The sequence below is a fragment of the Streptomyces sp. NBC_01268 genome, assembly GCF_036240795.1.
Classification (GTDB): Bacteria; Actinomycetota; Actinomycetes; order Streptomycetales; family Streptomycetaceae; genus Streptomyces.
This window is the reverse complement of sequence record NZ_CP108454.1, coordinates 1064680-1079839: the sequence shown is the minus strand read 5'-3', so window position 1 is coordinate 1079839 and position 15160 is coordinate 1064680. Positions and strand designations below refer to the sequence as shown.

The 15160-nt window shown below is 74.3% G+C and carries 13 protein-coding genes; 5 read left to right on the top strand and 8 right to left on the bottom strand.

From position 1 onward, the window contains the following. Positions 1-3: 3 nt before the first annotated feature. From OG309_RS04500 to OG309_RS04490, 3 genes are all read left to right on the top strand, one after another. Positions 4-1233: a HAMP domain-containing sensor histidine kinase gene (locus OG309_RS04500; protein WP_329418409.1), complete on the top strand. Its 1230-nt coding sequence runs from the start codon at positions 4-6 to the stop codon at positions 1231-1233. 164 nt (positions 1234-1397) lie between these two features. Beyond that, entirely contained in the window at positions 1398-2345 is a 948-nt protein-coding gene (locus OG309_RS04495; protein WP_329418408.1) for a D-alanyl-D-alanine carboxypeptidase family protein, read from the top strand. A 3-nt stretch (positions 2346-2348) separates the two neighbouring features. Next, the gene (locus OG309_RS04490; RefSeq protein ID WP_329418407.1) at positions 2349-3404 is read left to right on the top strand and encodes an endonuclease/exonuclease/phosphatase family protein; all 1056 of its coding nucleotides are present in this window, start codon (positions 2349-2351) and stop codon (positions 3402-3404) included. Positions 3405-3424: 20 nt separating this feature from the next. On the opposite strand, the gene OG309_RS04485 is transcribed toward OG309_RS04490, so the two are convergent. From OG309_RS04485 to OG309_RS04455, 7 genes are all read right to left on the bottom strand, one after another. Continuing rightward, on the bottom strand, positions 3425-4669 hold the full coding sequence (locus tag OG309_RS04485) for a cytochrome P450 family protein (protein WP_329418406.1): 1245 nt from the start codon (positions 4667-4669) through the stop codon (positions 3425-3427). Next, positions 4666-5898 carry a cytochrome P450 gene (locus OG309_RS04480; RefSeq protein ID WP_329418405.1) on the bottom strand — a complete coding sequence of 411 codons (1233 nt, stop codon included), beginning with the start codon at positions 5896-5898 and terminating at the stop codon, positions 4666-4668. Before OG309_RS04480 ends, OG309_RS04485 begins: the two co-directional genes overlap by 4 nt. Continuing rightward, the gene (locus OG309_RS04475; RefSeq protein ID WP_329418404.1) at positions 5895-6563 is read right to left on the bottom strand and encodes a GTP-binding protein; all 669 of its coding nucleotides are present in this window, start codon (positions 6561-6563) and stop codon (positions 5895-5897) included. The genes OG309_RS04480 and OG309_RS04475 overlap by 4 nt, the downstream gene beginning before the upstream one ends. Beyond that, positions 6544-6900 carry a DUF742 domain-containing protein gene (locus tag OG309_RS04470; protein ID WP_329418403.1) on the bottom strand — a complete coding sequence of 119 codons (357 nt, stop codon included), beginning with the start codon at positions 6898-6900 and terminating at the stop codon, positions 6544-6546. Before OG309_RS04470 ends, OG309_RS04475 begins: the two co-directional genes overlap by 20 nt. Continuing rightward, positions 6897-7298 carry a roadblock/LC7 domain-containing protein gene (locus OG309_RS04465; protein ID WP_329418402.1) on the bottom strand — a complete coding sequence of 134 codons (402 nt, stop codon included), beginning with the start codon at positions 7296-7298 and terminating at the stop codon, positions 6897-6899. The genes OG309_RS04470 and OG309_RS04465 overlap by 4 nt, the downstream gene beginning before the upstream one ends. Then, positions 7295-8905, bottom strand: coding sequence for a sensor histidine kinase (locus OG309_RS04460; RefSeq protein ID WP_329418401.1), 1611 nt, complete (start codon positions 8903-8905; stop codon positions 7295-7297). Before OG309_RS04460 ends, OG309_RS04465 begins: the two co-directional genes overlap by 4 nt. 200 nt (positions 8906-9105) lie before the next feature. After that, entirely contained in the window at positions 9106-9525 is a 420-nt protein-coding gene (locus tag OG309_RS04455; RefSeq protein ID WP_329418400.1) for a nuclear transport factor 2 family protein, read from the bottom strand. A gap of 271 nt (positions 9526-9796) precedes the next feature. On the opposite strand from OG309_RS04455, the gene OG309_RS04450 reads away from it, so the two are divergent. After that, a complete protein-coding gene (locus tag OG309_RS04450; RefSeq protein WP_329428125.1) occupies positions 9797-12808 on the top strand; it encodes an AfsR/SARP family transcriptional regulator in 3012 nt (1003 codons plus the stop codon). A 42-nt stretch (positions 12809-12850) separates the two neighbouring features. Here OG309_RS04450 and OG309_RS04445 read toward each other — a convergent pair whose 3' ends face one another. Beyond that, entirely contained in the window at positions 12851-13114 is a 264-nt protein-coding gene (locus OG309_RS04445; protein WP_329418399.1) for a hypothetical protein, read from the bottom strand. Between the two features lie 333 nt (positions 13115-13447). On the opposite strand from OG309_RS04445, the gene OG309_RS04440 reads away from it, so the two are divergent. Beyond that, positions 13448-14986 (top strand): AAA family ATPase, encoded by a 1539-nt coding sequence (locus OG309_RS04440; protein ID WP_329418398.1) that lies wholly within the window; start codon positions 13448-13450, stop codon positions 14984-14986. Positions 14987-15160: the final 174 nt, after the last annotated feature.

The following is a 15160-nucleotide window of genomic DNA, read 5'->3' as shown; positions in this document are numbered from 1 at the left end:
CGGATGGCCCCCGTACGCGCCCTGCTCAACCTCCGGTCGCTGCGCTGGAAGATCGTTCTCCTCGTCGGCCTCGCCTGCACCGCCATGGCCCTCACGGTCGGCGTGCTCGTCCACGAGTCGACCCTGCGGCGGTCGATGCACGAGGGCGCGGGCAAGGCGCTGGCCGCCCTCGACCCCGTCGTACGGGAGGGCGCGACGACCCAGCCCGGCGCACTCCCCGACGCCCTGCTGCGGCAGGTCGAACGCGACGGCGCCGGCACCCTGTACGAGGACCGGCCCCCGGCCCCCGTCTTCTGGGCCGCGCTGACGCAGGACGGGCAGCTCTACGCGACCAGGGTCGACATGACCGCCGACCTGCTCACCCGGCAGGCCCTGGACCGGCACATGTGGAAGTACTCGCTGCTCACCCTCGGCATCGTCGTCCCCGTCACGGTCCTCGCGACCGAACTGCCGGCGCGGCGGCTGCGCCGGGTGGCCCGCACGGCACGCCGCATCACCGCGGGCGACCTGGACGCCCGTACGGAGACGAGCCGCGGCGGCATCGACGAGATCGGCGAGATCGGGGCCGTCGTCGATTCCATGGCCGACAGCCTGCAGCAGCGCATCGCGGCCGAGCAGCGCTTCACGGCCGACGTCGCCCACGAACTGCGCACCCCGCTGATGGGCCTGGTCACCTCGGCGGGACTGCTGCCCGAGGGCGAGGTCACCGACATGGTCCGGGGCCGGATCGGGGTGCTGCGGGACCTGATCGAGGACCTGCTGGAGATCTCCCGGCTCGACGCCGGGGCCGAGGAGCCCCGGTTCCGGCCGGTGGTCCTCGCCGAGCTCGTCCGGGAGTCGGTGGCGCGGACCGGGACGACGGCCCGGGTGACCGCCGACGCGTCGGCGGTGGCCGACACGGATCCGCGGCGGCTGGACCGGATCGTCGCCAACCTCGCCGTCAACGCCCACCGCCACGGCGCGGGCCCCGTGGAGATCACCGTCTCCGGCCGGACGATCACGGTCCGGGACCACGGCCCCGGCTTCCCGGCGGACCTCCTGGCCGACGGTCCCCAGCGGTTCCGGACGGGCAGCGCCGAGCGGGGCCGCGGACACGGCCTGGGCCTGACGATCGCGTGCGGTCAGGCGGCCGTGATCGGCGCGGTGCTGTCCTTCGCGAACCATCCCGAGGACGGGGGAGCGGTGGCGACGCTGCGGCTGCCGGAGGTCGACACCGGCGCGGCCGGCACGTAGGCGCCGCCGGGGGACGGGCCGGCCCGCCCCCCCCGATACACCCCCGATACACAACCGACGGCTTCCCGAGCTCCCGTGAAGCCCTCGCCTCCGGCGTCCGGACACACCGTGCCCGCAGCCTGGCTGCCGTACCGATCTCGTACGCCAGCCCCGGAGGTAGTCCGATGTCCCTTTCCCCCTCGCACCGCAAACGCGTCGCGGGCGGCGCGCTGGCCCTGCTCCTCGTGACGGGGCTGGGCGTCGCCGTGGCCGGGACGGGGGACGGCTCTGCCTCCGTGCCGTACCGGGACGGCGAGCTGGCCCGGGTCGTCGTCGACGGCGGGGCGCTCCCGTGGCCGGAGGGCGGGCAGACCGCGGTCGCCCTCGAAGGGGCCGGCCCGGTCGGCACACGGGGCGACGGGCGGCCCGTGCCCATCGCGAGCCTGACGAAGGTGATGACCGCGCACGTCATCCTGGAGGGGCACCCGCTGAAGCCGGGCGAGTCGGGTCCGATGATCGAGGTGGACCGCCAGGCCTCCTACGAGGCGGGCGTCGGCGGTGAGTCCACGGTGCCGCTCCAGGCGGGCCGGCGGTACTCCCAACGGCAGCTGCTGGAGATGCTGTTGATCCCCTCCGGGAACAACGTGGCGCGGCTGCTGGCCCGCTGGGACGCCGGGACCCAGGAGGCCTTCGCGGAGAAGATGCAGCGTGCCGCCGTCGGGCTGGGCATGAAGGACTCGACGTACACCGGGGCGAGCGGCATCGAGGCCACCACCACGAGCACCGCGGAGGACCAGCTCGCCCTGGCCCGGAAGGCGATGCGCAACGCCGTCTTCCGGGAGATCGTGGGCACCCGGTCGGTGACCGTGCCCGGCGTCGGCACGATCACCAACACCAATCCCCTTCTGGACACGCCGGGCGTCGTCGGCATCAAGACCGGATCCAGCACCCCGGCGGGCGGCAACCTGCTGTGGGCCTGCGAGGTGCGCGTCGGCGGCGCGACCCGACTGCTCGTCGGAGCGGTGCTCCACCAGCGGGCGGACACCACGCCCGCCGAGGGCCTCCGGGAGGCCGTCGACAGCAGCCGCCGCCTGATCACCGGGCTCCGCGACAGCCTGACCCGGGAGGGCTGAACCATGACGGCCACGATCCGTCCGGTGGACGCCCCGGAGGCGGAGCGGGACGCGGAGACTCCCCCTCCGAGTACGGCACGCGAGGGACGCACGGGAGGCAGGGGACGCCGGGGCAGGGGCCTCGCGCTCGGCGCCGCCCTGCTGGCTCTCGTCATCGTCCTCGTCGGCCACGGAGGCCTGCCCGACCTCCCCGGCCACCTCAGCAGCCTGGCCGAGACCCTGCTGCCGTGGACGGCCCTCGCGATCCCCGCGCTCGCGGCCCCGGCGCTGCTGCGCCGGTCACGGACGGCGACGGCGGCCCTGATCCTGCCGGTGGCCGCCTGGCTGACGGTCTTCGCGGGCACCCTCGCCGACAAGTCGGCGCCCGGCGGGGACCTCACGGTCGTCAGCCACAACGTCAACCAGGACAACCCCGATCCGTCGGGCACCGCGCGGAGCCTGATCGCGAGCGGGGCGGACATCGTCGCGCTCCAGGAACTCTCGCCCGACACCGCGCCCGCCTACGAGCGGGCTCTGGCCGCCGCGTACCCGCATCACTTCCAGGAGGGCACGGTCGGTCTGTGGAGCACCCGCCCGCTGCGGGACGCGCGGGCCGTGCCGATCATGCCGTGGACCCGGGCCCTGCGCGCCACGGCGGACACCCCCGAGGGCCCGCTGGCGGTGTACGTGGCCCACCTGCCGTCCGTCCGCGTCGGACCGGCGGGCTTCACCTCGGGCTCGCGCGACGACGTCGCCGGCGTCCTGGCGGGATACCTGCGGGCCGAGCGTGTGCCGCGCGTCCTCGTCATGGGCGACTTCAACGGTTCCACCGACGACCGGGGGCTGCGCCCGCTCACCGCCGGTATGGCGTCGGCCCAGTCGACGTCCGGCGAGGGTTTCGGCCTCACCTGGCCGGCGAGCCTCCCGCTCGTGCGGATCGACCAGATCCTCCTCAAGGGAGCGCGGGCCACCGGGTCGTGGACCCTGCCCGCGACGGCGAGCGACCACCTCCCCGTCGCGGCCCGCGTCGACCTCGGGCCCGGCCCGGCTACGCCGGCGGGGGCCCGCCCCGCCGGCTGACCGGGCCGTGCGGCGCCCCGTCAGGCCAGGTGGACCGGGAGGTCGTAGAGGTCGTTCTGGGTGACGACCGGCTTGTTGCGCAGCTCCTCGCGCGGCACCGCGAGGCGCAGCCCCGGGAAGCGCGCGTAGAGCGCGGGGAGCGCCACCGCGGCCTCCAGGCGGGACAGGGCCGCACCCGGGCAGACGTGCGGGCCGTGCCCGAAGGAGATGTGCCGGTTCGGGGTGCGGGTGACGTCGAAGCCGCCGGCGGTCTCGCCGTGCTGGGCCTCGTCGCGGCCGATGGCGCCGAAGGACACCACGAGCCCCTCGCCCTGCGGCAGGACCTGGTCGCCGACCTCGATGTCCTCGGCGGCGAAGCGGATCAGGACGTGCGAGGTCGGCGTCGACCAGCGCAGCGTCTCCTCGATCACGTTCTCCCACGGCACCTCGCCCTTGAGGACGAGCTCCCGCTGCTCGGGATGGGTCTCCAGGGCCACCACGGCGTTCACGATCAGGCTGATCGTGGTCTCGTGACCGGCCGCCACCATGAGCTGGAGCGTGTTGGTGATCTCCTCGGTGGTCAGCCGGTCGCCGTCCTCGGAGGCCTCGATCAGCGCGCTCGTCAGGTCGTCGCCCGGCGTCTCCTTCTTCGCCGCCACGATCCCGGCGAACAGCGCGCCGAGGTCCGCCATCATCTGCGGCACCTCCTCCGGAGGCGTCTGCGTCGAGAAGAACTTGTCGAACAGCGCCTTCATCCGCGGGTGGTCCGCCGGGTCCACGCCCATCAGCTCGCTGATGACGTTCATCGGCAGCGGGTAGGCGAACTCGGCCTTCAGGTCGACGGGCGCACCGGCCGGACGCTCCGCGAGCCGGTCCAGCAGCCCCGTCGTGAGGGTCTCGATCCCGGCCCGCAGCCGCTCCACCCGGCGGGCCGTGAGCGCCTGCGCGACCAGGGTCCGCAGCCGCCGGTGCTCCTCGCCGTCCACCGTCAGCATCGACTTGCCGGGGTTGGCCAGTCCGATCAGCGGCCAGTCCAGCGGGATCTCGCCCCGCTGCCAGGCCCCCCACACGCCGATGTCCTTCACCAGCCGGGAGTCCGTGAGCAGGGCCCGCGCCTCGGCGTGCCGAGTCACCGCCCAGACGGGGACGCCGCCGGGCAGCACGACCCGGGCCAGCGGGCCGGCCGCGCGCAGCCGGGCGCTCTCGCCGTCGAGGTCGGAGACGAACGGGTCGAGGACGATCGCCTCGGTGCCGGAACCGGCGGTGTGGTCCATCGGGCAGGTCATGCGTGGGCTCCAAGGGCGGGGGTCGGGGTGTACGAGACGGGGAGCGCGGTCAGCCCCCGCAGCCACGGCGAGGGGCGGCGGGTGAGGCTGTCCTCGGCCGTCGCCAGGTCCACGTCCGGCAGCCGGTCGAGGAGCACCTCGATCCCGGTCCGCGCGATGGTCTCGGCGACCTCCTGCGCGGGGAAGGGGCAGCGGTGCTCGCCGTGTCCGAAGGACAGATGGGCGTTGTTGCCGCCGGTGAGGGCGGACCCGGCGTCGGCCCGTACGTGCGGATCGGCGTTGGCGGCGGCGAGGCCGAGCAGCACGAGGTCGCCCCGGCCGATCATCCGCCCGCCGAGGTGGGTGTCGCGGGACGCCCACCGGCCGGCCACGTTCTGGGTCGGGGTGTCCTCCCACAGGACCTCGTTCATGGCCTCGCCGACGCTGTGCCGGCCGCCCGACAGCGATGCCGCGAAGCGGTCGTCGGTCAGCATCAGGCGCAGCGAGTTCCCGATCCAGTCGGCGGTCGGCTGGTGCCCGGCGGCGAGCATCACCATCAGGTCCTGGGCGACCTCCTCGACGGTGAAGCCCAGGGTGTTGCCGAGCATCCGGGAGGCCACGTCGTCGCCGGGCTCGGCCAGCTTGGCCGCCAGCAGCGCGCCCATCGACTCGGCCAGGTACCGCTGGCCCTCCAGCGCGTTCTCCCGGCCGTTGATCATGTCGTTCAGGGCGGTGACCAGCGCCGGGCCCTGCTCGTCGGCGAAGCCGTAGATGCTGGCCAGGACGCGTACGGGCAGCAGCGTCGCGTACTCGGCGATGATGTCGCAGGCGCCCTTCGCGCAGAGCCCGTCGATGAGCTCGTCGGCGAAGTGCTCGGCCCGACGCCGCAGTTCGAAGGGGTCGACGCCCTCCAGCGCCGCCGAGATGACCCCGGCACGCTCGCGGTGCCGCTCGCCGACGGTGTAGAGGATGGACGGCTGCCGGCGCCCGATCATGGGCAGCAGGGGCCAGTCGGCGGGGATCGCGTCCCACTGGTTCCACAGCTCGGAGTCGCGCGAGAAGAGCACCGGGTCGCTGGTGACCTGGTGCAGTTCGCGGTAGCCGAGCACCAGCCAGGCGGGCACGTCGCCGTCGAGCACGACCGGGGCGACGGCGCCGTGCTCGCGCCGGATCCGCCGGTACAGCTCGGTGGGGTCGGTGTGGAACCTCGGTCCGCTCAGCGGGACGGGCGCGGGTTCGGTGGTGGTCACGGGGCGTGCTCCGGTATCGGCTCGGGGTGGATCCGCGGGTGCGACGCGTGGGGGCGGCCGCTGGGCTCGGTGATCGCCTTCAGGTGCTCGACGAGGGCGATCAGGACCTGCTTGCTCGACTCGCGCGACCGGGCGTCGCAGAAGACCAGCGGCACCTCCTCGCCGAGGTCCAGCGCCTCCCGGACGTCGGCCGGCGAGTGCGCGGGGCCGCCGAAGTCGTTGCAGGCCACGACGAACGGCGTCCCGTGGTGCTCCAGCCGGTCCACGGCGTACCAGGAGTCGGCGATCCGCCGGGTGTCGACGAGCACGACCGCGCCGAGCGTGCCGGAGAACAGCCGGTCCCACAGGAACCAGAACCGCTCCTGGCCGGGCGCCCCGAACAGGTACAGCACGTTGCGGGAGTCGAGCGAGATCCGGCCGAAGTCGAAGGCCACCGTGGTGGCGGTCTTCGCCGCGACCCCGTCGGTGTCGTCGATGTCCTCGCCGGCCTGCGACATCGTCTCCTCGGTGTTCAGCGGGCGGATCTCGCTGACCGAGCGGACCAGGGTGGTCTTGCCGACCCCGAAGCCGCCGACGACGACGATCTTCAGTCCGTTGTCGGCGGTGCTGCTCAGGGTCTGGTGCTGGGGTGCGGTCGGATGCGGTTCAGAGGTTACGGAGTCCAACGAGCACCTGCTCCAGGATGTCGTGATCGGGAAGGCGGTACGAGGAGGGGCGGGGGTGCCGCGCGCTGATCCGGCCCGTGTCGTGCAGGTCGGCCAGCAGGATCCGGGTGATCGACACGGGCAGCCCGAGCCCCGCCGCGACCTCCACGACGGCGGTGGGGAAGCGGCACATGCGCAGGATCGCCGCATGCTCCGACTGCATGCCGGGCACCGGGTCGCTCTCGGCGACGACGAGCGTGACGACGTCGAAGGCGGTGGACCCGGAGCGGCTGCGCCCGCCCGTCAGGGTGTAGAGCCGGTCGGGGGAGTCGTCCCGACCCGGCCTGACGCGGCTCATCCCCGCGGCCTCGCGACGAGGTGCTCGCCGAGCTGCTCGACGAGCTCGGTCATGTTGTGGCCGACGAGACCGGCGTCGGCCTCCTCGTCGGCGACGAGCGCGAGGTGGGCGCCCTCCCCGGCCTCGACGATGAAGAGGATGCCGCCGTAGAACTCGGCCATCGCGGAGCGCACTCCGCCCGTGCCGTCGCCGAACTCGACGGAGGCGCCGTGCGACAGGCTCTGGATGCCCGCGGCGATCGCGGCGAGCTGGTCGGCCTGGTCGACGGAGAGCCCGGTGGTGCGGCAGAGCTTCAGGCCGTCGCGGGAGAGCACGAGGGCGTGCCGGGTGCCGGGGGTCCGTTCGAGGAGCCCCTCCAGGAGCCAGCTCAGCTTCTCGTCGGTGGTGGTGCCGGTCATCGGGGATCGCCTTCCGAATGGGGGTGGTTCGAGGACGGCGGCGTGGCGGGGGCGGCCGCCTGGTCGGGCGCCGAGCCGTCGGGTACGGAGTCGTCGGGTGCGGAGCCCTCGCGGGCGGCCTCGCACGGGGCGGACTCCGCGCCGCGCACGGCCTTGTGGAAGCCGCCGAAGCGGATCGAGACGGTGGGGGAGTCGGCGGTGCGGGGCGCCGGACGCTCGGCGGCCGGGCGGGTGGCCTCCTGGTGCGCGGCGAGCGTCTTCCCGCGCTTGCGGCGGGGCAGGACGATGTCCTCCGGGGCGGCCTCGGGGTTCGCGTCGGTCTCGTCGGGCGACGCGGGAGCGGCCTCGGGCCCGGCGGCCGGAGTGACCGCGGCCGCGGGGGCGGCCGGGGGCGTGGCCCGCTGCGCCGGTATGGGCAGGGGCGCGGCGGCGGGCGCCTCGGCGCCCTGGCTGATGATCTCCTGGGGGAGCATCAGGACGACGCCGGTGCCGCCGCGGGCGGAGGGCCGGAAGGACACGGACAGGTTGTGCTTGCGGGCCAGGCGGCCGACGACGTGCAGGCCGAGGCGGGTGCCGGAGAGCCGGCCGAGGTCCTGGGTGGTGGCGTCGACGGCGGACTCGGCGCGCCGCAGCTGCACGTCGCTCATGGTCAGACCGCTGTCCTCGACGGTGATGACGACACCGGCGGGGACCTCTTCCACGTACACGTGGACCTCGGCGCTGGGCGGGGAGAAGTTGGCGGCGTTGTCGAGGATCTCGGCGAGCGCGTGCATGACGCCCTCGGCGGCGTGGCCGGCGACGGCGGCCTCGCTCCTGGAGTGCAGCCGGACCCGCTGGTAGCCCGCGATGCGGCCCATGGCGCCGCGCAGGATCGACTCCATGACGATGGGCCGGGCCCAGCGGCGGCCGGAGCGGGCGCCGGTGAGGACGGCGACGGAGTCGGCGAGCCGGCCGGCCTGGGCGGTGCGGTGGTCGAGGTGGAGGAGGTCGGCGAGCACGTCCTCGTCGGCGTGCCGGTGCTCCATCTCCCGCAGGTCGGCCATCATGCTCGTGGCCAGGGCCTGCATCCGGCCGGCCGCGTTGGCCGCGGCGGCCAGGGCGGCGGAGCGGGCCGATTCGGCGCGCCGGACCCGCTCCTCCATGCGCGCGACACCGGCGGCGTGCTCGGTGGCGAGCCGCTCGGCCTCGGCGCGGTGGCGGCGGGCGAGCTCCTCGGCCTCGGTGCGGTGCTGCTCGGCGAGGACCTCGGCACGGGCCGCGTGTGCGGCGGCCTCGGCGGCCGCGGTGGCCTCGTGACGTTCCCTCAGGGCCGCGGCCTCGCTGTCGGCGGCGGCCTGGCGGTGGGCGGCGTAGGCGTCCTGGGAGGAGACCTGCGCGGCGAGCCGGTCGGCCCGCTTGGTCAGGGCCCGCAGGGCGCGCGCGTACCAGGTGACCGCGAACGAGGCCGCGGACAGGAGGAGGACGCCGCACGCCGCGAACCAGGCGATCGGGGAGCGCACGTCGGCCGGCGCCGCGGTGACCGCGGCGACGGTGAGCGCGCCGCCCGCGGCGGCGGTCAGCAGCGAGGCGGTCAGGGCGGGACGGAACGGGCTGGGTGACGCCGACATCAACCGGACTCTCAAGAGCAGGCGGGGGAGGTGCGGGGACGACCGCACTATAGAGGCGTCTTTGATCATTTCGGAACTTGTGTGACCGGATTGGCATCCGGAGCGACAGGAAAGTTTCCAATTGCCCGATGATTCCTGTCGTCCTGACCCCCTGTAGGGTCCAAGTGGAGGCCAACCGGAAGCGGAGCCCGATGCTCCGGTCAGGGGGTCGCGTGGTAGTAGCGCACGCAGGTGCGGACCATCCCGTCCGGGGCGATGGTGAACACGTCGACGAAGCGGTGGTCCACCGGTCCCGGCGCGGCGGCCGTCGGCGCCGGGACCCGGCGGCCCGTGGCGATCACCGTGCGGTCCCGCGCCACCAGCTGCTCCACCTCGTGGCGGGCCGTCGGCAGCACGTGCCCCACGTGCGCCCGCACCGCCTCGCTGCGGCCCCGGGCCGGCGGCAGACCCGGCAGCTCGAAGACCACGGCGTCGTGCAACAAGGACGCGCAGCCGTCCAGATCACCCGCGTCGAGGTAGTCGTAGACCAGCCGCACGTGGTCGATCCCCGCGGCGGTCACCAGATCCACCGCCCCCGTTCCGTCGGCCCACACGGTGCTCGTGTCGTCATGGCTGTTCAACGGTGCCAACCCCCTTCACTCTCGCTCCAGGATTCTGCGGCGCCTTCCCAACTTCGCGTTATCGCCTCCCTATCCCCGGCCGGGATCTTCACGGCATGGACAGGGCGGGAAGAGATGTGGAGACTGTCCTCACTTGAGCCTGACATCCCGGCGTGGCCGGGATTGGTCCTGGCGAGTCGACTCTTCTTGTTTGGGTGGGGGATCAGTGGCTGCTGCCGCCGGTGGGTTAGCGGACGAGGACGTCCAGGGCGGGCCGCGCCTGACCTTCCGGGTGCTGGGGCCCCTCCAGGTCCAGGGAGCCGGCGGGCCGCTGCGCGTCCCGCCGGGCCGGCAGGAGGTGATCCTCGCCGCGCTGCTCCTGGAGAGCAACCGGGTGGTGAGCACCAGCCAGCTCGTGGACCTCATCTGGGAGGACAACCCCCCGGAGACCGCCCGCACCCAGGTGCAGATCTGCGTGTCCCGGCTGCGCAAGCTGCTCGCCGGCGCCGAGGGCGAGGTCACCCTGGTGACCCGGCCCCCCGGCTACGTGCTGCACACCGGTGCCGGGAACGTCGACGCCGCCCTCTTCACCAGCCTCGTCCAGCGCGCCCGCGCACTGCGCGAGAGCGGAGACGCCGAAGAGGCCGTCGGCCTGCTGAGATCGGCCGTCACCCTCTGGCAGGGCGAATGCCTCACCGGACTCGACAGCGGCCCGCTCGCCAACAAGGCCCGGCAGCTCAACGAGGAGCGCCTCGCCGCCGTCGAGCTCCGCATCCGCATCGAGCTCGAACTCGGCCGCCATGACCGGCTCGTGGGCGAACTCCAGCGGCTCACCCATGAACACCCCCTCCGCGAGAAGCTGCACGGGCAGCTCATCCAGGCCCTCTACTGGTCCGGACGCCAGGCCGAGGCCCTCGAGGCCTTCCGCACCGCCCGCCGCTACCTCGCCGAGGAACTCGGCCTCGAACCCAGCCGCGAACTCCGCGACCTCGAAGCCGCCATCCTCGCGGGCGAGCTGCCGCCGCCGGACGCCGCCGGGTCTCCCGCCGTACCCGGCGCGAGACCCACCGCGAGACCCGCCGCGAGACCCGTCGACGCGGCACCCGAAGCGCGCCCTGAGCAGCCCCCGACGTCCGCCGAGACCCCTGCGACGCCCGCTGCCGAAACGATTCGTCAGGACACCGTCCCGCACCAGCTGCCCGCCGACATCGCCGACTTCGTCGCCGACGGACAGCGCCTCGCCGCCCTGGGCAGGGCCCTCGCCGGCAGCGACGGACGCGGCACCGTCCCGCTCGCCGCCATCACCGGCAAGCCCGGCACCGGCAAGTCCACCCTGGCCGTACACGTCGCCCACGCCCTCGCCGAGACCGGCTTCCCCGACGGACAGCTCTACTGCGACCTGCGCGGCACCACCAGCGCCCCCGCCACCCCCGTCGAGGTCCTCGGACGCTTCCTGCGCGCCCTCGGCATCCCCGGCCAGCTCATCCCCGAATCCCTCGACGAGCGCGCCGAGATGTACCGCACCCGGCTCGCCTCCCGCCGCGTCCTCGTCGTCCTCGACGACGCCGCCGGCGAAGGCCAGGTCCTCCCGCTGCTCCCCGGCAGCCGGGGCTGCGCCGTCCTGGTCACCAGCCGCGCCCGGCTCACCGCGCTGCCCGGCGCCCACCGCGTCGAACTCGACGTGCTCGACGAGGACCGCGCGCTGGAACTGCTCTCCCGCATCATCGGCGAGGACCGCGTCACCGGCGAGGCCGCCGCCGCCGAAGCCCTCGTCCGCACCGTCGGGCGGCTCCCGCTCGCCCTGCGCATCGTCGCCGCCCGGCTCGCCGCCCGGCCCCACTGGACTTTGGCGTCCATGGTCCACCGGCTCGCCAACGAACGGCACCGACTTGACGAACTCGCACACGGTGAAATGACGATGCGCGCCAGCCTCTCCCTCACCTACGAGGGACTCGCGCCCGGCGACCGGGGACTGCTGCGGCTCCTCAGCATGGCCCAGGCGCCGACCCTGCCGAGCTGGCTCGCCGGAGCCCTCCTCGACGACCGCAGGCCCTTCCCCTCGGACCTCCTCGAACCCCTCGTCGACGTGCAGATGCTCGACGTCGCCGGCATGGAGACCGGCGGCTTCCGCTACCGCTTCCACGAGATCATCCGGGTCTACGCCCGCGAGCAGCTCGCCGTCCAGCACCCGCCCGAGGAGCGGAAGGCCGCCTTCGCCCGCATGGCCGGCGGCTGGATGCACCTCGCCCAGCAGGCCCACCGCAAGGTGTACGGGGGCGACTTCACCGTCCTGCACGGCGACGCGCCCCGCTGGGAACCCCCGGCCGCCTACACCGACGAGGCGCTCGCCGACCCGCTCGCCTGGCTCGACGCCGAACAGGGCGCCCTCTGCGGCATGGTCGAGCACGCAGCGGAGGAGGGTCTCCACGACCTCAGCTGGGACCTCGCGACCTCGCTCGTCACCCTGTTCGAGGTGCGGGGTCACTACGACCTGTGGGAGCGGACCCACCACATCGCCCTCGCCGCCGTCCGCAAGGCCGGAAACCTGCGCGGCACCGCCGCGGTCCGCGCCTCGCTCGGCTCGCTCTACATGAGCCGCAACCAGTACGACACCGCGCGCCAGGCCCTGAACTCGGCGCTCGACGTCTTCCAGGCCCTCGACGAACCCATGGGCGAGGCCCTCTGCCGCCGCGACATGGCGCTCATCGCGCGCACCGGCGGCGACGACGCCGCCGCACTGGAGCTCTACGGGCGCTCCCTCGCCGACTTCGACCGCGCCGGGGACGTCGTCGGGCGGGCGATCGTCCTCACCCAGAGCGCCCACATCCGCATGCGCCAGGGCGAGACCGACACCGCGCAGCGCCAGCTCGACGAGGCGCTCGACATCTACGAGGGCATCGGCTACACCGGCGGCCGGGCACGCACCCTGCGCCGGGTCGGTCAGCTCCTCCTCGAACAGGGCCGGAGCGACCTGGCGGTCCTCACCTTCACCGAAGTGCTGGAACTCTGCCGGGACTCCGGCGACGCCATCGGCGAAGGACACCTGCTGCGGGACCTCGGCCACGCCTTCACCGTGATGGGACGTCCGGACCGGGCCCGGGACTTCTTCGACCGCGCCGTGTCGGCGCGGGAACAGATCATGGATTTCGGCGGCGGCGCACTCGCGCGCCTGGACCTCGCACGGCTCCTGACGACGGAGCCGGGACGCTCACGGGAACTGCTCACCCCGGCGGTCGAGGTCTTCCGGGACCGGCGCATGGCCCGGGAACTCACGGAGGCGGAGCGACTGCTCGGCGCCTGCTGAGGCGCGGACGCCCCCTCGTCGTACGGGGAGGGACGGGGCAGGTCAGTCCCAGGGGTTGTTGTCGGTGCAGGTGGGGGTGCCGGTGCCGGTGGTGCCCGTGCCCGTGGTCCCGGTGCCCGTGCCGGCCGGGACGCAGCCCTCGGGGGTGGTGGAGGTGGCGGTGGCGGCGGTCCCCGGGGTGCCCGTCGCCGGGACCGGCTCGTCGGCCCAGCTGGTCTGCAGGCCGGCGCCCGTCACCAGGACGATCAGCGCGGAAGTGACGGCGGCGCGGAGGGCGGTACGGGTGGTGGCGGCGGTCTTCGACATCGGATTCTCCGTCTCGTTCGGGGCTGGCGTTTCCTTCTGACCACCAACTTAGGAACGAGCGGATTCACCGCACCGGCCGCAGCCTTATCACCCCGCTATCACCGGACCGCTCCCCCTATCACGGCCCCGGCATCGCTATCCCCGGCGCCGCCGCGCTATCACGGGAGGCGTCCCGGACGCCCGACCCGCCCCCGATGCCGGTTAGCGGCGGGATGCCCCCCGGATAGGGGGATTCGGAGGATGGTTCCCAGCACTCGGCGAGACACCGCCGAAAGCAGGCCTGACCTGGCCGCTTTCCGGCCCTCGCCCCCACCTGACCAGCGGGAGCTCTCCATGACGACCAGTCTCTCTCCTGAGGACGCGCCGACGGCCACCGCCGCACTGGGCACCCTCATCCGCGGACACCGCCGCCGTATCGGCCTCACCCAGCGCGAACTGGCCGACCTCTCCACCATCAGCGTCCGCGCCATCCGCGACCTGGAGAAGGGGAAGGCCCTGCGGCCCCGCGCGGACACGATCCGGCTGATAGCCGACGCGCTCCGCCTCGGCCCCCGGGCCCGCACCGCCCTGGAGGAGTCCGTCTCCCGCGGCCACCAGGGCGGCGCCGGCCGGTACCTCCTCCCGGAACGCTGCGCCCCGCCCGTCCCGCTGCACCCGCTGATCGGCCGGGACGCCGAGGCCGCGATCCTCGCCGAGGAACTGCGCTCCGGCGCCGAACGACTCGTCACCGTCGTGGGCCTGAGCGGCGTCGGCAAGACCCGCCTCGCCCTGGAGACCGCCGCCCGCCTGCACACGAGCGGCTTCCCCGTCCTCTGGCACACCGCCCCCGGCGCCGTCACCGACTGCCTGCCGCCGGCCGACGAGGCTCCCCTCGCCGCCCTCGTCGCCGACTGCGCCGCCTATCTCCAGGGCGCCGGAACGTCCGCGGACGCGGGCCGTCCGCACGGGGGCGGAGCGTCCGCGACGTGGCCCGTCGCCGACCCGTACGGCTCCGCGGACGGGCACAGACCCGGGGCCGCCGCGCCCACCGCCTCCGCCGCTTCCTCCCCCTCCTCCGGCGAACTGCCGCCCCTCGCCCTCGCCGCCGCGCTCGGCGACCGTGAGGCGCTGCTGGTCCTGGACGGTGTCGACACCGCCCGGCTCGACTTCTCCCGCCTGACGCGGCTCCGCCGCGAACTCCCCGGCCTGCGCTTCCTGCTCACCGCCGACACCCCCTGGGACGTGCCCGGCGAGCGCCTCTTCCTCCTCTCCCCGCTGGACGCCCCCCTCCCGGCGGGCCCCGAGGCCCCCGGCACCGGGGTGGACGCGCCCGCCGTACGGTTCCTCCTCGCCCGGCTCCGCCGGATGCGGCCCGAACTCCTCCCCGACGAGCAGACCCTGGCCCACACCGCCTGGATCGCCCACCGCCTCGACGGGCACCCCCTCGCGCTCGCCGCCGCGGCCTCCTGGCTCGGGGTCTGCGACCTGCCCACCCTGCGCGGCATCGTCGAGACCGACCCCGCCGCCGTCCTCGACCACCTCGCCGACGGACACAGCGGCTCCCGCCTGCGCGACCGCGTCGCCCGCACCCTCGCCGCCCTCCCGCCGGAGCAGCGGAACCTGCTCACCACGCTCTGCGCCGCCCAGGACGCCGCCGCCGCGCGGGACTTCGGGCTCACCGACGTCGTCCGGCTCACCGGCAGGACCCTCCCGGACGCCGGCCGCATGATCCGCGCCCTGCTCATCGGCGGTGTCATCCGCCCCAGCACCGATCACGGCCGTTCCGGCTTCCGGGTGTTGTGCGTCGTCCGCGCCGCCCTGAACCCGGCCGACGGCACCGGCGCCACGGCGGCGGAGGCATCGGCCGCCGCTGCCCCCGCCCCTGCCGCCTGACTGCCGCAGCGCCGCCGATCCGCTGCCGTACCGCCGGATCAACTGCCGCTCACGGGGCCCCCGCACGGGTTGTATGGCCACTGCCCGGCCGCCGAACGCGGCGGCCGACGGCACCGCGTCACCGCCGTCACCACCGTTTCCGTGCGTTCCCGCCGTTGCCCACGTTCCCGGCCG